Origin of the sequence: Brachybacterium rhamnosum (assembly GCF_039526185.1) — a bacterium.
In the GTDB taxonomy this organism is placed as follows: domain Bacteria; phylum Actinomycetota; class Actinomycetes; order Actinomycetales; family Dermabacteraceae; genus Brachybacterium; species Brachybacterium rhamnosum.
Map to the genome: position 1 here is coordinate 1703276 of NZ_BAAAIS010000002.1, position 19947 is coordinate 1723222.

Here is a 19947-nt window from a genome sequence, read left to right on the forward strand (position 1 = left end):
ATGGATCCTGTCGCCCCTCCCCAGCTCCTGCTCGTCGAGGACGACCCGCAGTTGCGGGACATGCTCTCGGCACTCCTCGAGGACGAGGGGTACGCGGTGACGACCGCCGCGGACGGCCATCGGGCCCTGCACCTCGCCCTCACCCGTGACCTCGACCTGATGCTCCTGGACCGCGGACTCCCGGGGCTCGAGGGTCTCGACCTGCTGGGCCGACTCCGCGGCGCCGGGGTGGACGTGCCCGTGCTCGTGCTCTCCGCGCGCGGGAACCCCGCGGACCGGGTGGACGGGCTCGACGCCGGCGCCGAGGACTACCTCGCCAAGCCCTTCGACCTCGCGGAGCTCCTCGCCCGGCTGCGGGCGCTGCGCCGCCGGCACCGCGAGACCGCGGAGCTGCTGCGGATCGGTGACGGCCGCAGCCTCGACGTGAGGGCGCACGAGGTGATCGGGGACGGGGGCCGGGTGTCCCTCACCGCGCGCGAGAGCGCGCTGCTCGAGGTGCTCGCTCGCTCCCCGTCCCAGGTGTTCGAGCGCGAGACCCTCCTGCGTCGGGCGCTCCCCGGGGCGGAGGACCTCGGCGTCGTCGACACCTGCGTCCACTACCTGCGCCGGAAGCTGGGCCGCGACGCGGTGACGACGGTGCGCGGGGTGGGCTACCGGCTGGGGGCGTCATGATCGAGCGCACCCGACCGCTCGGCGAGGCGGACGCCCATCAGCTGCGCCGCACCGCCCGGCGCCTCTCCCTGCAGATCGCCGTCGTCATGGCCGCGGTGGTGGCGATCGTCGGGGCGACCGCGTTCGGTCTCGTCGCCGCCTCCCTGTCGCGCGCCACCGACCAGGAGCTCACCTCCGTGCGGGACGACGCCCGCGGCGACGAGCTCGGTGCCGGCACCTACGTGATCCGCGAGCACGAGGGGACCTTCACCGCCGCCGAGGACCTCCCGACCGGGCTGCCCGACGAGGACGCCCTCGACCGCGTGCAGGCGGGGGAGCAGCGCGTGGACACCCGCGTCGAGGCCGACGGCCACCGCTACGTGGTGCGCACCAGCCGTGGGGAGGGAGAGATCGTGCAGGTCGCCATCGACACCCGCGGCAACCGGGAGCAGCTGCAGCGGGTGGGGGCGGCGCTCGGCATCGGCGGCATCGCCGGTGTGGTCGTCGCCGCTCTCGTCGCGGACCGCCTCGCTCGACGGGCCATGCGTCCCCTCGCCGACGCCCTCGCTCGCCAGCGCCGATTCGTCGCCGACGCCGGCCACGAGCTGCGCACCCCGCTGACCTTGCTCAGCACGCGTGTGCAGATCCTGCGCCGTCGTCGCGAGCGGGAGAGCGACCCGGAGGCGACGGACCGGGAGATCGCCGCGATCCAGCAGGACGCCGCATCGCTCACCGCTCTCCTGGAGGAGCTGCTCGAGGCTGCCGACGACCGGGAGGTCGAGCTCGAGGACGTGGACCTCCGCGCCCTCGCCGAGGCGGCGCTGGACTCGGCCGGCGCCGAGGCGGAGCGTGCCGGGGTCGAGCTCCGTCTCGCCGGGGACAGCGCGGTGCACGTCCGTGCCACCACCGTCGGGGTCCGCCGCATCGTGCAGTCCCTTCTCGCCAACGCCCTGGACCACACCCGCAGCCGGGTGGAGCTCCACGTCTCCACGGGGCCGCGCGGCGGCGTGCTCCGCATCGCCGACGACGGCCCCGGCTTCCCCGCGGGGGACGCCGTCTTCGAGCGCTTCGCCTCCCAGCGCAGCGGTGAGGCGTCACGCCACCACTACGGCCTGGGCCTGTCCCTCGTGGCGGACGTCGTCCGCCGCCTCGAGGGGGAGGTGCGGATCGATCGCTCCGCGCCCGGCGGTGTGATCGAGGTGACGCTCCCTCCGGCCCCCTGAGGCCCGATCCGGAAGAGAACCGGAAGACTCCACCGCCACGCTGTGCACAGGATCGGGACGGACCCGATGCCGAAGGAGGCTCCGATGAGCATCAGGGAGAGTGGCCGACGTCATGGCCGCGTGGCGACCGGCGTGATCGCGGGCACCGCACTCGCCGCCACCGGGATCGGTGCGGGTGCGCTGTGGATCGGGGAGCAGGGTGCGGCGAGCACGTCGGCCGCCGCGACGACCCCGGTCGCCACGAGCAGCGCCGCGCCGACGGACCCCACCACGACGCCGTCGACGCCGTCGACGCAGTCGACGGACACGGCCGGCACGTCCTCGTCCGGCACGTCGTCGTCGGACACGTCCTCGTCGGACACGTCCTCGTCGGACACGTCGTCGTCGGGCACGTCCTCGTCGGACACGTCGTCGTCGGGCACGTCCTCGTCGGACACGTCGTCGTCGGGCACGTCCTCGCAGGCCTCCTCGCCGACCGTGTCCCGCGGCTCCGGCGGCTCCTCCCACGCCTCCAGCCAGGGGTCCTGAGATGACCGCTCGGATCAGCTGGTCGCTCTGGAGCGCCACCGCGGAGCTCGTCGTCGTCGACCCCTCCGAGCTGCGCATCGCGCGCGAGCTCGCCGACGCCGTCCTCGCGGAGGTCGAGCGCACCTGCTCGAGGCACCGGGACGACGCCGAGCTGCGGGCGTTCGAGGGGCGCGACCTCGTCGACGCGCCGGTCAGCCCGGTCCTCGCCCGCCTGCTCGAGGACGCGATCGACGCGGCGCGCCGCACGGACGGACTCGTGGACCCCACCCTCGGCGACCGCCTCGAGGTGCACGGCTTCGCGGGCGCGGCCGGGGTGCGGGCGGCCGTCGTGCACCGGGCCACCTGGCGGGACGTCTCGCTGCACGCGGGGCGGCTCAGCGCCCCCGCCGGCGTGCGCTTCGACCTCGGCGCGACCGGCAAGGCGAGCGCCGCGGACCTCCTCGTCGAGCACCTGCGGGACGACCCCCGCATCCACCACGGCGTGCTGGTGTCCCTGGGCGGGGACCTCCGTGCCACCGGCAGCGGACCCGACGGCGGCTGGCAGATCGACGTGCGCGACGGCGCCGGCGAGCCCGGCCAGCAGGTCCGACTCCGCGACGGCGGAGCCCTGGCCACCTCCAGCACCCTCCACCGGCGCCGCCTGCTCGGGGAACACGAGGTGCACCACATCCTCGACCCGCGGCACCTCGGACCGGCGACGGACACCTGGCGCACGGTGAGCTGCGCCGCGCCGACCTGTGCCGCCGCCAACACCGCCTCGACCGCGGCGATCGTGCTCGGGTGGGATGCTCCCGACTGGCTCGAGGCCCGGGGCGTCCCTGCCCGCCTCGTCGCGGCCGACCGCCAGGTGCTGACCACCTCCTCCTGGCCCAGCCCGGTCCCCGCGGAGGTCCGCCATGGATGAGGTGCTGTGGGCGACCGCGCGGGCGAGCGGGGTCGTCGCCCTCGTGCTGCTCACCCTCTCCGTGGTGCTGGGCATCCTGACCCGGGGCGGCCGGCCGATGATCGGGCTGCCGCGCTTCGCCGTCGCCCACCTCCACCGGGACGCCTCCCTGCTCGCCACCGCGTTCCTGACCCTGCACGTGGTGGCCCTGCTCGGCGACAGCTACGCCGGACTCCGCCTCGTCGACCTGATGGTCCCCTTCCTCGCCGCGCGCGACGCGCTCTGGCAGGGGCTCGGCACCACCGCCCTCGACCTGCTGCTCGCCGTCATCGTCACCGCCCTGCTCCGCAGGCGCCTCCCGGCCGCCGTGTTCCGCACCGTCCATCTCGCGGTCCTGCCGCTGTGGGGGATCGCGCTGCTGCACGCCCTCGGATCGGGCACCGACGCGGGCACGCTCTGGTTCCGCGTCCTCGCCGCCGCGTCCGCGGCGATCGTGCTCGCGGCGACCCTCTGGCGGCTGCTCGCCCCCTCCTTCCGCACCCATCCGGCGGCGCGCGCCCGCCGCACCCCCGAACGGAGCCTCAGATGAGCACTCTCGCCCTCCCGGCCCCCGGCCTGCTCGACCCCGCCCGCCCGGAGCCGCTGCCCAGGGCGGACGACCTGCCCGCGCAGATCACCCGCTCCGGGCTGACCGGACGCGGCGGCGCCGGCTTCCCCGTCGGTGCGAAGATCGCCGCGCTGCGACGTCCTCCTGCCGCGATCGTCGCGAACGCGTCGGAGGGGGAGCCGCTCAGCGCGAAGGACACGGTGCTCCTGCGGGAGTCCCCGCACGCGGTGATCGACGGCCTCCTGCTGCTCTCCGACGCCCTCGCCCCGCGCGCCGCCCTGACGATCATGGTCCACCCGCGGTCCGCGGCGGGGGTGCGTGCCGCGCTCGCCGCACACCCCGACGGACACCGGGTGCGGCTGCAGGTCGCCCAGGAGCGCTTCGTCGCGGGGGAGGCGACCGCGGTCGCCGCGGCGCTCGCCGGCGGTGAGCAGATCCCCGCCGACCACCCGCACCACCTCACCGAGAAGGGCCTCCGCGGCGGCCCGGTGCTCGTGCAGAACGCCGAGACCCTCGCGCACGTCGCCCGCATCGCCCGTCACGGCGCCGAGGCGTTCCGCTCCGCCGGCAGCGCGGAGGACCCGGGGACCCGGCTCGTGACGATCGCGCGCCCCGAGGGAGCCGAGAGCGTCCTCGAGGTGCCCGGCGGAGCCACCCTCCGCGAGGTGCTGCACCTCGCGGGCACGGAGCCCGGCATGCTCGATGCCGTGCTGGTCGGCGGCTACCACGGGCGCTGGGCACGGCCCGAACAGCTCGACCTGCCGCTCGGACCTCGCCCCGCCCCGGGCGTGCACGGCGCGGGCGCCGGGGTGCTGATGCTCCTGGACCGGGGCCGCTGCCCGCTGGCCGTGACCACGGCGATCCTCGATCATCTCGCCGCGCAGTCCGCGGGGCAGTGCGGCCCCTGCGTGCTGGGCCTGCCGCGCATCGCCGCGTCGATGCACGACCTCGAGGCCGGACACGGCGATCCCGCACGGCTCCGGCGACGGCTCGAGGCCGTCGCGGGCCGCGGCGCCTGCCGTCACCCCGACGGCACCGCGCAGCTCGCCGCCTCTACGCTCACGGCCTTCGGTCCTGAGCTCGCCGCCCATGCGGCCGGCCGCTGCACGGGGTGGCGGCGATGACGGGGGAGCGCCGGGAGGCCGCCCGCCTCCACCTCGACTGGACCCGCTGCGAGGCACGCGGCGCGTGCCTCGAGCTCCTCGAGGGCACGCTCGTCGGCGACGAGGACGGCTTCCCCCTCGCCGTCGGTCGGCCGCCCGGTCAGCGGACCGATGTGCCGATCGCCCGCGAGGAGGTCGCCGCCGCCCGCGAGGCGGTGGGCGCCTGCCCGCGGCTCGCGCTGCAGCTGCTCAGGCCGCGCCGCGGCCGCGCGGGCGACGCCTGAGGTACTCGCCGACCACCGCCGCGCCCAGGTCATCAGCCTCCGGGGCGACCACGCGCCCGTCGACCCGCCGAGCCAAGGAGTCCAGGAACCTCGCCAGGTCCGGGTCCTCGCCGAGCCGGAAGAACGTCGTGCGCGCCCCGAGAGCGGCGACCTTGTCGAGCTCCGCGACGGTCAGCGCGATCGTCCGCGGGTCCGAGGGCCAGTCGAAGAACGCCTGCCCGCCCGGCAGCAGGTGCGCCGTCGGCTCCCCGTCGGTGACCACGAGGACCACCCCCTGTCGGTCCGGGTTCCGACGCAGGAACCGGTGGGCGAGCATGAGCGCGTGCTGCAGGTTCGTGCCCTGCTCGTGGCGGGGCGGCAGCGCCGTCAGCTCGGCGATGTCCAGGCGCTGCGCGTACTGGCCGAAGCCGATCACCTCGAGCTCGTCCCCGCGGAACCGGGTGGAGAGCAGGTGGTGCAGGGCGAGCGCGGTCCGCTTCATCGGCGTCCAGCGGTCCTCGAGCACCATGGAGAAGGAGGTGTCCACGAGCAGCGCCACCGCGGAGCGGGTGCGGGCCTCCGTCTCCTGCACCTGCACGTCCTCGATGCGCAGGCGCAGCGCGGAGGCGGGATCCCCGCCCTCCGCGGCGGTGCGGGTGATCGCACGGGTCATCGTCGCGGTCACGTCCCACGGCTCGGTGTCCCCGAAGGCCCAGTCCCGGCTCGCTCCCGACGGCTCCCCGCCCGCCCCGGCCAGCCGTGCGTCGCGCCGGCCCGAGCGGCTCGCGAGCCGCGTCGCCGCGTCCTGCAGCAGGCTCGCGCCGAGCCGCCGCATGGCCACCGGCGACAGCCGCAGGTCCCCGTCGCTGCCGCGGGGCAGCAGCTCCGAGTCCCGCAGCGCCCGCTCGAGCCGCGTGAGGGTCGCCGCGTCCGCGGCCGCCTCCGGGCCCAGCTGCCGGGCGAGGGCGTCGAGGTCCAGGTCGCCGAGGGAGGCGCCCGGGTAGTCCTGGCCCAGCTGCGCGGCGAGGGCGTCGAGCTCGGCGAGGTCGCCCAGCGGGCCCTGGCCGGTCAGGCCGTCGAGGTCCACGTCCTCGCCCCCGTCCCAGTCCAGGTCGGGGCGCAGCTGCTCGAGGGCCGCGTCCATCCGGGCGAGCTGGTCCATGAGCGCGGGGGAGCCGAAGGCCTGCTGCGAGAGCGCCATGAGCTCCGCCCGCTGCTCGGCGCTCATGCCGCGGAGCATCCGCTGCGCGGCGGAGGAGCGGGCGGCGAGGATCTCGATGAGCTCCTCCACGTCCTCGGGCTGCTCGGGGACGTGCTGACCGTGCTTCGCCATGAATGCCCAGAAGTCCTCCGGACCGTCCTCGTCGCGCGCATGCATCTCGAGGAGGGCGGTGAGGTCCGCGAGCATCTCCTCGATCTCGGCGCGGTCCGCGTCGGTCGCGTTCTCGAGCATCTGCTTCATGCCCTGGAAGCGGGCGTCGAGCAGGTCCTGCCCCAGCAGCTCCTGGATCTGCTGGTACAGCGCGCGACCCTCCGCGGAGGCCCAGTCGTAGTCGGAGAGCTGCATGACCGCGGCGGGCGTGGATCGCGGGAGGTCCGCGATCTGCATCTCCCGGAGGGTCCGGTCGGTGGGGTCCATGGTCGTGTCCCGGGCGAGCTGGCCCCGTTCGGCGAGCACCGCCCGGTCCAGCAGTTCCCGCGCCTGCGCGAGGGTCGCCCCGAGCCGGTGGCGGGACATCAGGTCCTCCCGGCGCCGTCGCACGGCGCCCGCGAGGCGGTCCAGGCCCTGCCCGTCCCGGCCGCCGCGCCGCAGGTGCTCCCGGAGCGCCTGCTCGGGGGAGTAGCCGGCCATGACGTCGTCGGCGATGTCCGCGAGCGCTTCGCCGAGGTCCACGGGCGGGGCGAGCGGGTCTGGACCGCCCGCGTAGCGGCCGTAGCGCGCCGAGCCCGTGCGGCGGGGGCGCCGCTCCTGCTCAGCCATAGATGGTCTCCCCGTCCCCGGAGTCCTTGGACAGCTGACGGGCGAGGAAGAGGCCCTCGAGGGCGAGCTCGATCGCGCCGGCCCGCTCCCCGTCGCCGCCCTCGCTGCCGGAGCCCATGCGCTCGGCGATCTCGTCGTACAGCCCGGGCACGGAGAGCTGGGGCAGGTCCGCGAGCAGCGCCGCCGCCGTCACCCGCTCACCGGTGGTGACGGTGCGGGTGCCGTCGAGCGCGTCCACCAGCGGTCCCATCTCGAGACCGGCGAGGCGCTCGCGGACCGTGTCCGCGGTCGCGCGGCGCAGGGCGTGGCGGAGGATCTCCGCCTCCCGCCCCTCCTCCCCGGTCTCGAACTCGACCTTGCCGCGCAGCACGTCGAGCGCCGCCTCGAGGTCCACCGGCCGGGCGACGGCCACGTCCCCGGTGAGCGCCGTGCGCAGGCGCGCCGCCGCGGCGACCGTCTCCGCGCCGGAGATCGCGAAGCGGGCCGAGACGCCCGAGCCCTGGTTCACCGCGCTCGAGACCCGCAGCAGGCGGGTGAAGCGGGCGAGGACCTCGAGCAGGACGCCCGGCACCGAGGCGGCCGGCTGCGCCTCCTGGCGGATCACCGCCACCTCGTCCTCGAGCTCGAGCGGGTAGTGGGTGCGGATCTCCGCCCCGAAGCGGTCCTTGAGCGGGGTGATGATCCGGCCGCGGTTCGTGTAGTCCTCAGGGTTCGCGGAGGCCACGACGAGCACGTCCAGCGGCAGGCGCAGCACGTAGCCGCGGATCTGCACGTCGCGCTCCTCCATGACGTTCAGCAGCGAGACCTGGATCCGCTCGGCGAGGTCGGGCAGCTCGTTGATCGCGACGATCCCGCGGTTCGCGCGCGGCACGAGCCCGTAGTGGATCGTCTCGGGGTCCCCGAGGCGCCGACCCTCCGCTACCCGCATCGGGTCCACGTCGCCGATCATGTCGGCGACCGAGGTGTCGGGGGTCGCGAGCTTCTCCACGTACCGCTCGGATCGGTGCCGCCACACGATCTCCAGTGCGTCGCCCTGCACGGCAACGGCGTCGAGGGACGCCTGCGTGAACGGGGCGAGGGGGTGCTCGTGCAGCTCGGAGCCCGCGATCGTTGGGGTCCATTCGTCGAGCAGCCCCGCGAGGGTGCGCAGCAGGCGGGTCTTGCCCTGGCCGCGCTCGCCGAGCAGCACCACGTCGTGCCCGGCGATGAGCGCGCGCTCGAGCTGCGGCAGCACCGTGGAGCGGAAGCCGTGGAGCCCGGGCCACGGGTCCTCGCCCCCGGTGATCCGGTCGAGCAGGTTCTCCCGCAGCTCCTCACGCAGGGGCCGGTAGGTGTGTCCCGACTCGCGCAGCGCGCCGAGGGTCGTGAGGGCAGGGTCGGGGGTGGTGGTGCTCTGGGTCACCCTCCCACGCTAGACCCGGTCGCGGCCCGGTGGGGAGCCCCGACAGCACCACCCTCGGCGGGAATACCGCGACGGCGCGGAGCGGTCTTCTCGAGCGGCCCACCCGGTCGTACGGTGGCCGCGATGAGCTCCCGCGCCGCCCCCGCCACCACCGTGCTGCTGATCCGTCACGGCACCACCGCCACCACCGGGTCCCTTCTGCCCGGCCGCACCCCCGGCCTGCACCTCGCCCCGAGTGGCCGGGAGCAGGCGCGCGCCCTCGTCGAGCGCCTCGAGGGGACGCGGATCGACGCTCTCCACGCCTCCCCGCTCGCACGGACGCGGGAGACGGCCGCCCCGCTCGCCGCGGCCCATGTTCGCCGGGAAGTCGGAGGAGCTGATCCGCCGTGTGCGCCGCGCGCACCTCGCCGGGCTCCGCGTCGAGGTCCTCACCCACGCCCTCGACACCCGCTACGCGGAGGGCATCACCGCGCACACCGGGGACCGGATCCCCGCCCGCGCCGTGGCCGACGCCCCCGCGCTGCGGGACCTGCTCCGGGCGGGCGCGCCGGATCTCCTCGCGATCGACGAGGCGCAGTTCTTCGGCCCCGACCTCGTCGATCCCGTGCTGGAGGCGGCGCGGGCCGGGAGCTGCTCCACCACGAGCGGCCCTGAGCGTCCACCTCAGGAGCGGGCTGCCTCCGCGGCGGCCTCGAGCCGTGCGGTGTCCAGGCGACGCTGCGCGAACATCTCCGCGGTCACCGCCGTGGCGACCGGTCCGGACTCCGCGAGCTGGTCGTCGAGGCGCTGCGGGACGATCTGCGAGCTCACGCCCCAGCGGTCCTTGCACCAGCCCCACCGGCCCTCGTCGCCACCGGCGGCGCGGACGGGACGGGCACCGACGGCTCAGCGGGCATCGCCGGCTCAGGGGCCTCAGCGGTCCTCGAGAGCCTGCTCGAGCTCCGCCTTGCTCATGCGGGACCGCCCCTCGATCCCCTCGCGCCGCGCGTCCTGGTAGAGCTGCTCCTTCGTGCGGCCCTGCGCCCCCTCGTGGGAGCGGCGCCCGCCGCGGCGGGAGGGGGAGTCGTCCTCGAGGGAGGTGCGGGAGGCCTCCTCCGCCTCACCCGCCTGCGCCCGCGTCTTGTTGACCGTGCGCGCGGCGATCTCCTCCGCCGTGCCCTCGTCCTCGCCCCGCTCGAGGGCGCTGTCCTTCACGTGCTCGTACTGGCGCTCGCGCTTGTCGCTCCAGGCCTGCTGCGGCATGGCCGCTCCTTCCGTCGGCGGGCGGGGACGGGACGCCCCGTGCCTCGATCCTCCACCGTCGACGCGGGGCTGTCGAGGGCTCAGGCGTGCTCGGCGAGCGGCACGGCGGCCTCCGCGGCGACCTCGCGCCACGTCGCCGCGAGAGAGGCGATCGTGGCGTGGGCGTTCAGACCGCTCGGCTGGGGCACCACCCAGAGCGTCGGCCCCTCCGGCCAGCCGTCCGGCAGCACCTCCTCCTGGCGGCCCAGCCGCGCCTTCGGCAGGTCGAAGGCCTGGCGGTACGCGGTGATGCCCGCGATCGCGACGACCCGCGGTGCGAGGGCAGGCAGTCGGGAGAGGAGGCCGGCCCCGCCCTCGCGCAGCTCCTCGCGGCGCAGCTGGTCGGCGCGCGCCGTCGCCCGTCCCACGAGGTTCGTGACGCCCACGCCGCGGCCCAGCAGGTCCGCGGCGTCCTCGTCCTCGAGTCCGCGCGAGGCGTCCACCGGGCGGGAGGTGAGACCGGCGGCGTGCAGCGAGGGCCAGAAGCGGTTGCCGGGGCGGGCAAAGGGCGCGTTCACCGCGGCGGTCCACAGCCCCGGGTTGATGCCCACGATCAGCAGGCGCAGCGCCGGATCGGCCGACGGGTCCGGCAGCAGGTCGTCGATGACGTCCGGATCCGTGGTGGGGACCTCGGCGAGGTCGTCCTTCGTGGGGCGTCGGCCGCGGAGCGGGGAGGGGCGTCGGGGCATCACCCCGGCACCCTAGCCCGCGTCCCGAGAGGTGCCCGTCCGGAGGGCGGACCGCGCGGACGGCCCGGGGAGGGGGCGCCACTAGGCTCGTCCCCATGATCGTCACCGTCGACGCCGGCCCCCAGGGGACCCCCACCAGCAGGGACGGCGCGGGCTTCCTCGCGCCCACCGCCCTCGCCTACCGCCTCGCCCCGGGGGAGAGGGCCGAGGCGCCGCTGCCCGCGCAGGACGGGGTCGAGAGCATCGTGGGCCGCCGCATCGCCCCCGGAGACGTGCTGCGCACCTATCTGTTCCCCGCTCTCGACGAGGCCCAGACCTGGGGTGCGACCCACGTCGCGATCGACCTCGAGCTCGACGACGGCACCCGCCTCTCCGCTCTCGACCCCCGCGACCAGCACGGCACCCCCGCCACCGCGAGCGGCCTCGGGGAGGGCCGGATCCTCTACGCCGACCAGTGGAACGACGTGCAGGTGGACCTCGCCGCCGCCGCGGGCCGCACGATCACCGGGGTGCTCCTCGCGGCGGACGCCCCCGCGGGCGGCGACCCCGAGCTGCGCGGCTGGATCGACGGCCCGTACCTGGGCCCGCTCCCCGCGGATCCTCCCCTCGACGACCCGGTCGCCTGGGTGGACACCCGCCGCGGCACCTACGCCTCGGGCGACTTCTCGCGCGGCAACAACCTCCCGCTCACCGCCTGGCCCAACGGCTTCGCCTTCTTCACCCCGATGACCGACGCCCGCACCCGGCGCTGGGTGTACGAGTACCACCGCCGCAACGGCGCCGACAACCGGCCCCGCCTCGAGGGCCTCGGCATCTCCCACCAGCCGAGCCCCTGGATGGGGGACCGCGCCCAGTTCCTGCTCATGCCGCTGGACGCCGACGCCGCGGACGCCTCCCCGGCCGCCCGTGCGCTCGGCTTCTCCCACGCCGACGAGGTCGCCCGCCCCGACCTCTACGCCGTGACCCTCGACGGCGCCCACACCCTGCGCCTCGCCCCCACCGACCACGGCGCCGTGATCGAGGTCGGCGCCCCCGCGGGTCCCGCCCCGCGGCTCCTGCTCGAGGGCGTCGACGAGCACTCCCGGGTGCTCACCGAGGACGCCGTCGGCCGCGGCCTCGTCCGCGCCTGGGTGGACTCCGGCATCGACGAGGGGTTCGCTCGGGCCGACGGCACGACCCGCATGTTCGTGCGCGCCGAGCTCGACCCCGCCCCTGTCGCCGTCGAGCCGGCGCCCGGGGCGACGCCCGGCGCGGCCGTGCTGCGCTTCGCCGAGGGCACCACCGCGGTGACCGTGCGCTGGGTGACGAGCTTCGTGGGCCAGGAGCAGGCCGAGCGGACCTTCGCACGGGAGCTCGCGGGACGCACCCTCGAGCAGGTGCGCGAGGCCGCCCACTCCGCCTGGACCGAGCGGCTCTCCGTGATCGAGGTGCCCGAGGCCACGCCCCCGCAGCGCCGCACCCTCACCGGGAGCCTCTACCGCCTGAACCTCTACCCCAACTCCCACTGGGAGGACGCGGGGGAGGAGGGCGCGCCGCGCCCCGTGCACGCGAGCCCCGTGCTGCCCGTCCTCGGCGAGGCGAGCGACGACGCGACGAACGCGCAGATCGTCGACGGACGCATGGCCGTGAACCACGGCTTCTGGGACACCTACCGCACCGCCTGGCCCGCCTACGCGCTGCTCTACCCCGAGCTCGCCGCGCAGCTCGCCGACGACTTCGTCCAGCAGCACCGCGAGGGCGGCTGGATCGCCCGCTGGTCCGCGCCGGGCTACGCCGACTGCATGACCGGCACGAGCTCCGACATCTCCTTCGCGGACCTCCAGGTGAAAGGCGTCCCGCTGCCGGACCCGCTCGCGACCTACGAGGCCGGCCTGCGCAATGCGACCGTGACCCCGAGCGCGGGGGAGGTGGGCCGCCGCGGCGGGGAGCGCTCCGTGTTCACCGGCTACGTCGACACCGACACCGAGGAGTCCGTCTCCTGGGCGCTCGAGGCGCACATCAACGACGCGGGCCTCGCCGCCCAGGCAGAGCTCCTCGCCGCCGGCCCCGCACTGCCCGAGGCGCGCCGCCGGGAGATCCGCGAGGAGGCCGCCTACCTGCGCGCCCGCTCCGCGAACTACCCGCTGCTCTTCGACCCCGCCGTGGGCTTCTTCCAGGGCCGCCGGGCCGACGGCGCCGTCGCGCAGACGCCCGAGGAGTTCGACCCGCTCTCCTGGGGCGGGGACTTCACCGAGACCGACGGCTGGAACTTCGCCTTCCACGTCCCGCACGACGGCGAGGGCCTCGCCTCCCTGTACGGCGGCCGCGACGGGCTCCGCGCGAAGCTCGAGGAGTTCTTCGCGACCCCGGAGCGGGCGGACCGCAAGGGCACCTACGGCCACGCGATCCACGAGATGGACGAGGCGCGAGCCGTCAGGATGGGCCAGTTCGGCATGTCCAACCAGCCCTCCCACCACATCCCGTTCCTCTTCCACCACGCGGGCGCCCCCGAGCGGGCGATGGAGGTCGTGCGGGAGGTGCAGCGCCGGCTGTTCGTCGGCGAGCAGATCGGCCAGGGCTACCCCGGCGACGAGGACAACGGCGAGATGAGCGCCTGGTGGCTGCTCACGGCGCTCGGCCTGTACCCGCTGCAGCTCGGCACGCCCCGCTACCACCTCGTCGCGCCCCTGTTCGCGCAGGCCCGCGTGCGGCCGCTCGGCGGCGAGGCGTTCACGGTGACCGCGACCGGGCAGGCCCCGGACCACCCCTTTGTCACCGCGATGACCGTGCGCGGGCAGGACCATCCCCAGGCCTGGATCGAGCACGGTGACCTGCGCGGCGAGATCGCGATGGCGCTCGCCGGGGAGCCGGCCGGCTGGGGCGAGGTGCCGCCCTCGCCCACGGCGCCCGGCCGGAGCCCCCGCCCGCTGCTCGACCTGCTGCCGCGCGACGGTGCGGATCCGCTCCTGGACGACGACTCCCGGACCGAGGTCGAGCTGACCGGGGCCGAGCCGGCCGGGGCCGACAAGATCACGATCGTGCTGCCCGAGCTCGAGGAGCCGTCCGCGGCCCGCTTCCTCACCCTCACCTCGGGCGCCGAGGAGGGGGCGGACCCGATCGCCTGGCGGCTCGAGATCTCCTCCGACGGCGCCGCCTGGGAGCTGCTCGACGCCCGCGAGGGCCTGACCTTCCCGTGGCGGCGGCAGACCCGGCCCTTCGCCCTGCCGGAGCACGCGCCCGTCGCCCACCACCGGATCGTGCTGCGCGGCACCGGGGCGGCGGTGCGGCTCGCCCAGGCGGAGCTGCTCGCCTGAGGGCATCGGTACGATCGGGGACCTCGCGCCCCACCGATCCAGGAGCTGTCCCACGATGACCCAGGCCTACCACGCCGATTCCTCCGATCTCGCGGAGAAGGAGGTGCTGACCTGGGAGCAGTTCGGCACCGCCTCCCGGGAGCTCGCGCAGAAGATCGCCGACTCCGACTTCGCCCCGGAGATCATCATCGCGATCGCGCGCGGCGGCCTGCTGCCCGCGGGCTCGCTCTCCTACGCGCTGGGCCTCAAGCTCTCCGACGCGATCAACGTCGAGTTCTACACCGACGTCCACGAGACGCTGCCGGATCCGGTGCTGCTCGCCCCGATGCTCGACACCGAGTCGATCGCCGGGAAGCGTCTGCTCGTCGTCGACGACGTCGCCGACTCCGGGCGCACCCTCGCGCTCGTGCTCGACCTGCTGCGGGAGACCGGCGCGGACGCCCGCAGCGCCGTGCTCTACGCGAAGTCCGCCTCGGTGATCGCCCCCGACTTCGCGTGGCGCCGCACCGACCGCTGGATCGTCTTCCCGTGGTCCGCGGAGCCCCCGGTCACCCCGAGCGCGTGAACGGCCAGGTCATCGCCGCCCACACGGCGGCGATGACCGCGGCCTCCACGAGCAGGTACCACGGCCACGGCCCGAGCACGTCGAGCAGGCTCGGCCCGGCCGGGGCGTGCATGAGGTAGGCGTAGTTCGCGCCGCTCAGCAGGTTGCCGACGAAGGCGACCCCCGCCCAGCCGACGGTCGCCGCATAGGCGAGGCCGCAGGCGCGCCAGGTGGGCCGGAAGCCGCAGCCCCAGCACAGCACGATCGGCGCGAGCAGCGCCGTGCTGTGCCCGATCCAGTACTCGGCGAGCTCGAGCGGCGGCCACACGAAGAAGTTGACGTCCGGGGTGAGCACGGACTGCAGGTTCAGCGTGAGCCCCCAGTACCAGCTCACGGCGACCGCCCAGCGGGCCCGGGTGATGAGCGCGATCGGGGTGAGCACGCGCAGGGCGTCGGAGAAGTGCAGCGGCAGCGACTCGTCGATGTTCCAGGACCACGGGGCGAAGCCACACAGGATCCACAGCAGGTTGTTCACGAGCAGCACCCCTCCCGCGCGGCGCAGCACCAGGTCCAGGCGCTCGGCGGGGGTGCGGCGCGCCCAGCGCACGAGCAGCACGGCCGCCACGGCGGTGAGGGCGAGCACCACGAGATGCTCGGTGCCGTAGGGGGTCATGCGCGCGAACGGAGCGGGGGCCACACCGGGAGGCTAGCTCCCCGTGCGGCCCCCGCTCCGGATGCGGTGGCGGCAGCGCGCCTCAGGCGGCGACGGCGGCGGCGGACGTGCGGGCGTGGCGTGCCTTCAGAAGCGTCACGAGCGCCGCGGAGAGCAGGGTGCCCGCGAGGATCGCGACCACGTAGCCCCACAGCGGGGAGATCGCGAAGAACACGAAGATGCCTCCGTGCGGGGCCTGCGAGCCGACGCCGAAGGCCATCGTGAGGGCGCCCGTGAGGGCGCCGCCCGCCATCATCGAGGGGATGACGCGCAGCGGGTCGCCCGCGGCGAAGGGGATCGCGCCCTCGGAGATGAAGGCCGCGCCCAGCAGCCAGGCGGTCGTGCCGTTCTCCCGCTCCACGGGGGAGTAGAGGCGGCGGGCGATCGTCGTGGACAGGGCCATGGCGAGCGGCGGGACCATGCCGCCGGCCATGACGGCCGCCATGATCTCGAAGGACGCCTCGGTGCCCTGGGAGAGGCCCGCCGTCGCGAAGAGGTAGGCCGCCTTGTTGACGGGGCCGCCCAGGTCGAAGCACATCATGAGGCCCAGGATCGCGCCGAGCAGGATCGCGGAGGAGCCGCTCATGCCGGTGAGGGCATCCTGCAGGGTCGTCATCACCCACGCGAGCGGGCGGCCGATGGCCAGCAGCATCGCCCCGCCCACCACGGCGGAGGTCACGAGCGGGATGATCACCACGGGCATGAGCCCCGCGAGCCAGCGCGGCGGGCGGAAGGTCGTCAGCCACAGCGCGATGAGCCCGGCGAGCAGGCCCGTCACGAGACCGCCGAGGAAGCCGGCGCCCACGAGCACCGAGATCGCACCGCCCAGGAACCCGGGCGCGATGCCCGGCCGCCCGGCGAGGCCGAAGGCGATGTAGCCCGAGAGCGCGGCGACGAGGAAGTCCATGCCGGTGTTCCCGAGCAGGAAGGCGACCGAGCCCAGGTAGAGCAGCAGGCCCGAGCGCTTCGAGAGGAGCTCGCCCGCAGCGCCGTCGTAGGTGACGTGGCCGGGGAGGTCGGTGAGGCTGCTGCCGGTCGCGACGTCCTGCGCCACGAAGGCGACGTCGAAGCCGGCGAGCAGGAAGCCGAGCGCCATCAGCAGGCCGCCTGCGGCGACGAAGGGGATCATGTAGGAGACGCCCGTCATCACGGCCGCCTGGATCCGCTTGGGCCACGACTGCTGCTGCTCGCCGCCGGAGGACGAGGACGCGGCGGCGGCGCCGGTCGTCGCCGGGACGCGCCGCGCGGCGGGGTCCCCGGCCGCGTCGATCGCCTCGTCGATCATCTGCGGGCCGTGGGAGATCGCGCGCTTGACGGGATGCTCCACGAGGGGAAGGCCCGCGAAGCGGTCACGGCCCGAGATCGAGACGTCGGCCGCGACGATGAGCGCGCCCGCGCGCTCGATCTGCTCGGGCGTGAACGGGGTGATGCCGCCCGAGCCCTGCGTCTCGACGTGCAGCTCGACGCCGCGCTCCTTCGCCGCGTTCTCGAGCGACTCGGCGGCCATGTACGTGTGGGCGATGCCGGTGGGGCACGAGGTGATCGCGAGGAGGACGGGGAGGTCCTCCGCGGTCGCGTCGGCAGGGGCGGCCTCGGCCACGGGGGCGGCAGCGGGCTGCTCGCCGCGCTGGGCGGGCTCGAGCACGTCGAGCACGAGGTCCGCCGCCTCCTGCGAGGTGGTGGCGGCGCGCAGCGAGGCGAGGAACTCGGGGCGGATCAGCGCGCGGGATAGCTGGGCGAGCAGCTGGAGGTGCTGGTCGTCGGTCCCGGCGGGGGCGGAGATGCCGATGATGACGTCGGCCGGGCCGTCCTGGGCGCCGAAGTCCACCGGCTCGCTCAGGCGGATCAGGCCCAGGGCGGCCTCGTGGACCGCCTCGGTGCGGCAGTGGGGGATCGCGAAGCCGCCGGGCATGCCGGTCGCGAAGGACTCCTCGCGGGCGAGCAGGCCGGCCTCGAGACCGTCCCGCTCGCTGCGGCCGGTGGAGGCGATGAGATCGGCCATCTGACCGATGACGGCGAGCTTGTCGCCGGCCGGTGCGACGTCCAGGCGGACGAGGTCGGCGGTGATGAGTGCGGACATGCCAGCTCCTTCACTGGTGGCCCGGGGGTGTCCCGGGGAGGGGCCGACGGCCGGGAGGCCGACGGCGGGGATGCTCAGAGGGCGCGGACGAGGTCCTCGCGGACGGCGACCTGGTCGGGGCGGGGGATCGTGGTGCCGGGCAGCGCCACCGCGGCGGTGCCGTAGGCGACGGCGCAGGCGAGCCGCTCGGGCTCCTCGCGGCCGCGGACCCTCGCGAGGAGGTATCCGGCGGCCGCGGAGTCCCCGGCGCCGACGGTCGAGAGGACCTCACCGGAGACGGCCGCGCAGTGCCAGGTCCCCTCCGCGGTGGCGAGCACGGCGCCCGCGGCGCCGAGGGTCACGAGCACGGCGCCGACGCCCTGGGCGTGCAGGGCGCGGGCGGCCTCCGTTACGGGGGCGAGCTCGCCCTGCTCGGCGGCGGCCTCGATCGTGGCGCCGTCGGCCCCGGTGAGCTGACCGAGCTCCTCGGCGTTCGGGGTCAGCAGGTCCGGGGCGGCGCAGCGGTCCGCCCGCCAGGCGGCGGCGAGGGCGGCGAGCGGGGCGTCGGAGGTGTCCACGCCCACCGGGACCGCGGCCTCGTGCAGCTCCTGGATGCGGCGGGCGTACCAGTCCGCGGGCAGGCCCGGGGCGAGGGAGCCGGAGAGCATGACGAAATCGCCGGGTCGGGTGGCGCCGTGGAGCGCGGTGGCGAGCGTCTCCGCCTCCGCCGGGGTCAGGGCGTGGCCGGGCTCGTTGATCTTCGTGGTCACCCCGGGCGGGGAGACGACGGTGAGGTTCGTGCGCACGGGGCCCGCGACGGGCACCGTGCGATGGGGGAGGTCGGCGCCGGCGAGCAGGGCGGTGAAGGGGTCCTGGGCGCCGGCGGGGAGCACGGCGAGAGTGTCCTCGCCGGCCTGGTGGAGGGCGCGGGAGACGTTCACGCCCTTGCCGCCCGCCTGGGTGGCGTCCTCGGCGATGCGGTGCACGCCGCCGGGGACGAGCGGGGCGGTGAGGGTGACGGTGCGGTCCAGGGACGGGTTCGCGGTGAGGGTGATGATCATGCGATCACGACCTCCACCCCGGTCGCCTCGAGCTCGCCGCGCAGGGCGGGGGCGAGGCCGTCGTCGGTGACGATCACGTCGATCTCCTCGAGGTCGGCGATGCGGACGAGCCGGCGGGCGCCGGCCTTCGAGGAGTCGGCGAGGACCACACGCCGGCCTGCCTGCTGCAGGAGCGCGGTCTTCACGGCGCCCTCGGAGGGGTCCGGGGTGTAGAGGCCCTCGGCGTCGAAGCCGTTGCAGCCGAGGAAGGCGACCTCGGGGCGCAGGGCGCGGATCGCGTCGACGGTCGCGGCGCCGACGGCGGCCCCGGTGCCCGGGCGCAGCCGCCCCGGCAGCAGGTGCACGGGCGGGCCGTCGAGGGCGAGCAGCGCCTGGGCGACGTCGAGCGCATGGGTGACCACGGCGCCGGTGCGCTCGGAGAGGTGGGGGACGAGGGCGAGGGTGCTCGTGCCCGCGTCGAGCTGCACGGCGGCCTCGGGGTCCAGCGGCAGGAGCGTCGCGGCGGCCGCGGCGATGCGCGCCTTGAGGTCGGTGCGGGTGTCGCGGCGGGAGGCGAGGTCCGGCTCGAGCACGGCGGCGGCGCGGGGGATGGCGCCGCCGTGGACGCGGGCGAGGACGCCGCGGCGGTCCAGCTGGTCGAGGTCGCGGCGCACGGTCTCGGTCGTGACCTCGAACTGCTCGGCGAGATCCGAGACGGCGACCCGGCCCTCGGTCGCGAGGGCGTCGAGGATCGCGCGGTGGCGCTGAGGGGCGTACATGGGGATCGATCACCTGCGTCGTCGGAGGAGAGGGTGCTGCGGGGTGTGCCCACCGTAGCCCTGAAGCCCACACAGAGCAACATGTGGATCTGTTGTTTTATGGGGGAGTGTGCGGCGGGCGGGGCGAGCGACGAGTTCGCGGACCGCCGAACCCCTGCCGCTCGGCGCCGCGCGGTGGCAGGGTGGGTCCCATGAAGATCATGATCGTCGGAGGACATGGCAAGGTCGCGCTGCTCGCGGAGCCGCTGCTCGCGAAGGCCGGCCACGAGGTGAGCGCGGTGATCCGCAACCCGGAGCATCGCGCCGAGATCGAGGAGGCGGGCGCGACGCCCGTCGTCACGGACATCGAGACGCTCGACGACTCCGGCTGGGACGCGCTGCTCGCCGGCAGCGACGCCGTCGTGTGGTCCGCGGGTGCCGGCGGCGGCGCCCCGGAGCGCACGTACCGCGTGGACCGCGACGCGGCCATCGCGTCCATGGAGGCCGCGGGGCGCCAGGGCGCCCGCCGTTACGTCATGGTCAGCTACTTCGGGGCCGGCCCCGATCACGGCGTGGACCCGGAGGACGGCTTCTTCGCCTACGCCGAGTCCAAGGCCGCGGCGGATCAGCACCTCCAGGGCACCGACCTCGACTGGACGATCCTCGGGCCCAGCGGTCTCACCCTCGAGGAGCCCACCGGCCGCATCGACACGCAGGCCGCCGAGGGTGACACCGTGAGCCGCGCCGACGTCGCCGCCGTCATCGCCGAGGTCGTGGACCGCGAGGACACCCACGGCCGCTTCATCGCCTTCAACTCGGGCGAGACGCCGATCGCGGAGGCCGTCGGCCGCGCCTGAGCCCACCCGCACAGGAGAGAGGGCCCCGCACCGTCCGGTGCGGGGCCCTCTCCCTTCGCTCAGGGCTCCGGGC

At 75.4% G+C, this 19947-nt stretch carries 19 protein-coding genes and 2 pseudogenes; 11 read left to right on the forward strand and 10 right to left on the reverse strand.

Going from position 1 to position 19947, the window contains the following annotated elements; all coding sequences use genetic code 11:
- Positions 1 to 672: a response regulator transcription factor gene (locus ABD080_RS09750; protein ID WP_343904529.1), complete on the forward strand. Its 672-nt coding sequence runs from the start codon at positions 1 to 3 to the stop codon at positions 670 to 672.
- On the forward strand, positions 669 to 1874 hold the full coding sequence (locus ABD080_RS09755) for a sensor histidine kinase (RefSeq protein ID WP_137770239.1): 1206 nt from the start codon (positions 669 to 671) through the stop codon (positions 1872 to 1874). Before ABD080_RS09750 ends, ABD080_RS09755 begins: the two co-directional genes overlap by 4 nt.
- Positions 1875 to 1984: 110 nt before the next feature.
- On the opposite strand, the gene ABD080_RS09760 is transcribed toward ABD080_RS09755, so the two are convergent.
- Positions 1985 to 2326 (reverse strand): hypothetical protein, encoded by a 342-nt coding sequence (locus ABD080_RS09760; protein WP_343904531.1) that lies wholly within the window; start codon positions 2324 to 2326, stop codon positions 1985 to 1987.
- Between the two features lie 77 nt (positions 2327 to 2403).
- On the opposite strand from ABD080_RS09760, the gene ABD080_RS09765 reads away from it, so the two are divergent.
- From ABD080_RS09765 to ABD080_RS09780, 4 genes are read left to right on the forward strand one after another with little or no spacing between them, the layout of a single operon-like run.
- On the forward strand, positions 2404 to 3306 hold the full coding sequence (locus tag ABD080_RS09765) for an FAD:protein FMN transferase (RefSeq protein WP_343904533.1): 903 nt from the start codon (positions 2404 to 2406) through the stop codon (positions 3304 to 3306).
- Positions 3299 to 3874: a ferric reductase-like transmembrane domain-containing protein gene (locus tag ABD080_RS09770; protein ID WP_343904535.1), complete on the forward strand. Its 576-nt coding sequence runs from the start codon at positions 3299 to 3301 to the stop codon at positions 3872 to 3874. Before ABD080_RS09765 ends, ABD080_RS09770 begins: the two co-directional genes overlap by 8 nt.
- Positions 3871 to 5016, forward strand: a complete 1146-nt coding sequence (locus ABD080_RS09775) for an NADH-ubiquinone oxidoreductase-F iron-sulfur binding region domain-containing protein (RefSeq protein ID WP_343904537.1) — start codon at positions 3871 to 3873, stop codon at positions 5014 to 5016. The genes ABD080_RS09770 and ABD080_RS09775 overlap by 4 nt, the downstream gene beginning before the upstream one ends.
- Positions 5013 to 5279 (forward strand): ferredoxin, encoded by a 267-nt coding sequence (locus ABD080_RS09780; RefSeq protein ID WP_137770243.1) that lies wholly within the window; start codon positions 5013 to 5015, stop codon positions 5277 to 5279. Before ABD080_RS09775 ends, ABD080_RS09780 begins: the two co-directional genes overlap by 4 nt.
- On the opposite strand, the gene ABD080_RS09785 is transcribed toward ABD080_RS09780, so the two are convergent.
- On the reverse strand, positions 5245 to 7239 hold the full coding sequence (locus ABD080_RS09785) for a VWA domain-containing protein (protein WP_343904539.1): 1995 nt from the start codon (positions 7237 to 7239) through the stop codon (positions 5245 to 5247). The genes ABD080_RS09780 and ABD080_RS09785 overlap by 35 nt on opposite strands.
- Complete coding sequence (locus tag ABD080_RS09790) at positions 7232 to 8641, reverse strand: sigma 54-interacting transcriptional regulator (protein WP_137770244.1); 1410 nt, start codon at positions 8639 to 8641, stop codon at positions 7232 to 7234. Before ABD080_RS09790 ends, ABD080_RS09785 begins: the two co-directional genes overlap by 8 nt.
- A 123-nt stretch (positions 8642 to 8764) precedes the next feature.
- Here ABD080_RS09790 and ABD080_RS09795 point away from each other — a divergent pair.
- Both ABD080_RS09795 and ABD080_RS09800 read left to right on the forward strand, forming a co-directional pair.
- Positions 8765 to 8983: pseudogene (locus tag ABD080_RS09795) on the forward strand (histidine phosphatase family protein); the annotation flags it as partial.
- 10 nt (positions 8984 to 8993) lie between these two features.
- A pseudogene (locus ABD080_RS09800) lies at positions 8994 to 9179 on the forward strand (thymidine kinase); the annotation flags it as partial.
- Positions 9180 to 9304: 125 nt separating this feature from the next.
- On the opposite strand, the gene ABD080_RS09805 reads toward ABD080_RS09800, so the two are convergent.
- From ABD080_RS09805 to ABD080_RS09815, 3 genes are all read right to left on the reverse strand, one after another.
- A complete protein-coding gene (locus tag ABD080_RS09805) occupies positions 9305 to 9451 on the reverse strand; it encodes a hypothetical protein (RefSeq protein ID WP_240811322.1) in 147 nt (48 codons plus the stop codon).
- 102 nt (positions 9452 to 9553) lie between these two features.
- Complete coding sequence (locus ABD080_RS09810) at positions 9554 to 9883, reverse strand: plasmid stabilization protein (protein WP_137770245.1); 330 nt, start codon at positions 9881 to 9883, stop codon at positions 9554 to 9556.
- Positions 9884 to 9963: 80 nt separating this feature from the next.
- Positions 9964 to 10611: a mismatch-specific DNA-glycosylase gene (locus ABD080_RS09815; RefSeq protein ID WP_137770246.1), complete on the reverse strand. Its 648-nt coding sequence runs from the start codon at positions 10609 to 10611 to the stop codon at positions 9964 to 9966.
- Positions 10612 to 10706: 95 nt separating this feature from the next.
- On the opposite strand from ABD080_RS09815, the gene ABD080_RS09820 reads away from it, so the two are divergent.
- Positions 10707 to 13904, forward strand: a complete 3198-nt coding sequence (locus ABD080_RS09820; protein WP_137770247.1) for a GH92 family glycosyl hydrolase — start codon at positions 10707 to 10709, stop codon at positions 13902 to 13904.
- A 55-nt stretch (positions 13905 to 13959) separates the two neighbouring features.
- On the forward strand, positions 13960 to 14469 hold the full coding sequence (locus ABD080_RS09825) for a phosphoribosyltransferase (protein WP_137770248.1): 510 nt from the start codon (positions 13960 to 13962) through the stop codon (positions 14467 to 14469).
- Here the strand turns inward: ABD080_RS09825 and ABD080_RS09830 are convergent.
- The 4 genes from ABD080_RS09830 to ABD080_RS09845 all read right to left on the reverse strand — a co-directional run bounded on the left by ABD080_RS09830 (position 14453) and on the right by ABD080_RS09845 (position 19038).
- On the reverse strand, positions 14453 to 15145 hold the full coding sequence (locus tag ABD080_RS09830; protein WP_343904545.1) for a YwaF family protein: 693 nt from the start codon (positions 15143 to 15145) through the stop codon (positions 14453 to 14455). The two genes, ABD080_RS09825 and ABD080_RS09830, sit on opposite strands and share 17 nt — an antisense overlap.
- A 58-nt stretch (positions 15146 to 15203) precedes the next feature.
- A complete protein-coding gene (locus ABD080_RS09835; protein ID WP_343904547.1) occupies positions 15204 to 17240 on the reverse strand; it encodes a PTS fructose transporter subunit IIABC in 2037 nt (678 codons plus the stop codon).
- 74 nt (positions 17241 to 17314) lie between these two features.
- On the reverse strand, positions 17315 to 18280 hold the full coding sequence (locus ABD080_RS09840; RefSeq protein WP_137770250.1) for a 1-phosphofructokinase family hexose kinase: 966 nt from the start codon (positions 18278 to 18280) through the stop codon (positions 17315 to 17317).
- Positions 18277 to 19038 carry a DeoR/GlpR family DNA-binding transcription regulator gene (locus ABD080_RS09845; protein WP_137770251.1) on the reverse strand — a complete coding sequence of 254 codons (762 nt, stop codon included), beginning with the start codon at positions 19036 to 19038 and terminating at the stop codon, positions 18277 to 18279. Before ABD080_RS09845 ends, ABD080_RS09840 begins: the two co-directional genes overlap by 4 nt.
- Positions 19039 to 19229: 191 nt before the next feature.
- Between ABD080_RS09845 and ABD080_RS09850 the strand changes: the two genes are divergently transcribed.
- A complete protein-coding gene (locus ABD080_RS09850; protein ID WP_137770252.1) occupies positions 19230 to 19874 on the forward strand; it encodes an SDR family oxidoreductase in 645 nt (214 codons plus the stop codon).
- Positions 19875 to 19947 lie beyond the last annotated feature (73 nt).

Excerpts from the sequence above, each read along its gene's own strand:
- ABD080_RS09750 (WP_343904529.1), top strand. The coding sequence starts at position 1 with ATGGATCCTGTCGCCCCTCCCCAGCTCCTGCTCGTCGAGGACGACCCG.
- ABD080_RS09755 (WP_137770239.1), top strand. The coding sequence starts at position 669 with ATGATCGAGCGCACCCGACCGCTCGGCGAGGCGGACGCCCATCAGCTG.
- ABD080_RS09765 (WP_343904533.1), top strand. The coding sequence starts at position 2,404 with ATGACCGCTCGGATCAGCTGGTCGCTCTGGAGCGCCACCGCGGAGCTC.
- ABD080_RS09770 (WP_343904535.1), top strand. The coding sequence starts at position 3,299 with ATGGATGAGGTGCTGTGGGCGACCGCGCGGGCGAGCGGGGTCGTCGCC.
- ABD080_RS09775 (WP_343904537.1), top strand. The coding sequence starts at position 3,871 with ATGAGCACTCTCGCCCTCCCGGCCCCCGGCCTGCTCGACCCCGCCCGC.
- ABD080_RS09780 (WP_137770243.1), top strand. The coding sequence starts at position 5,013 with ATGACGGGGGAGCGCCGGGAGGCCGCCCGCCTCCACCTCGACTGGACC.
- ABD080_RS09785 (WP_343904539.1), bottom strand. The coding sequence starts at position 7,239 with ATGGCTGAGCAGGAGCGGCGCCCCCGCCGCACGGGCTCGGCGCGCTAC.
- ABD080_RS09810 (WP_137770245.1), bottom strand. The coding sequence starts at position 9,883 with ATGCCGCAGCAGGCCTGGAGCGACAAGCGCGAGCGCCAGTACGAGCAC.
- ABD080_RS09815 (WP_137770246.1), bottom strand. The coding sequence starts at position 10,611 with ATGCCCCGACGCCCCTCCCCGCTCCGCGGCCGACGCCCCACGAAGGAC.
- ABD080_RS09820 (WP_137770247.1), top strand. The coding sequence starts at position 10,707 with ATGATCGTCACCGTCGACGCCGGCCCCCAGGGGACCCCCACCAGCAGG.
- ABD080_RS09825 (WP_137770248.1), top strand. The coding sequence starts at position 13,960 with ATGACCCAGGCCTACCACGCCGATTCCTCCGATCTCGCGGAGAAGGAG.
- ABD080_RS09835 (WP_343904547.1), bottom strand. The coding sequence starts at position 17,240 with ATGTCCGCACTCATCACCGCCGACCTCGTCCGCCTGGACGTCGCACCG.
- ABD080_RS09840 (WP_137770250.1), bottom strand. The coding sequence starts at position 18,280 with ATGATCATCACCCTCACCGCGAACCCGTCCCTGGACCGCACCGTCACC.
- ABD080_RS09845 (WP_137770251.1), bottom strand. The coding sequence starts at position 19,038 with ATGTACGCCCCTCAGCGCCACCGCGCGATCCTCGACGCCCTCGCGACC.
- ABD080_RS09850 (WP_137770252.1), top strand. The coding sequence starts at position 19,230 with ATGAAGATCATGATCGTCGGAGGACATGGCAAGGTCGCGCTGCTCGCG.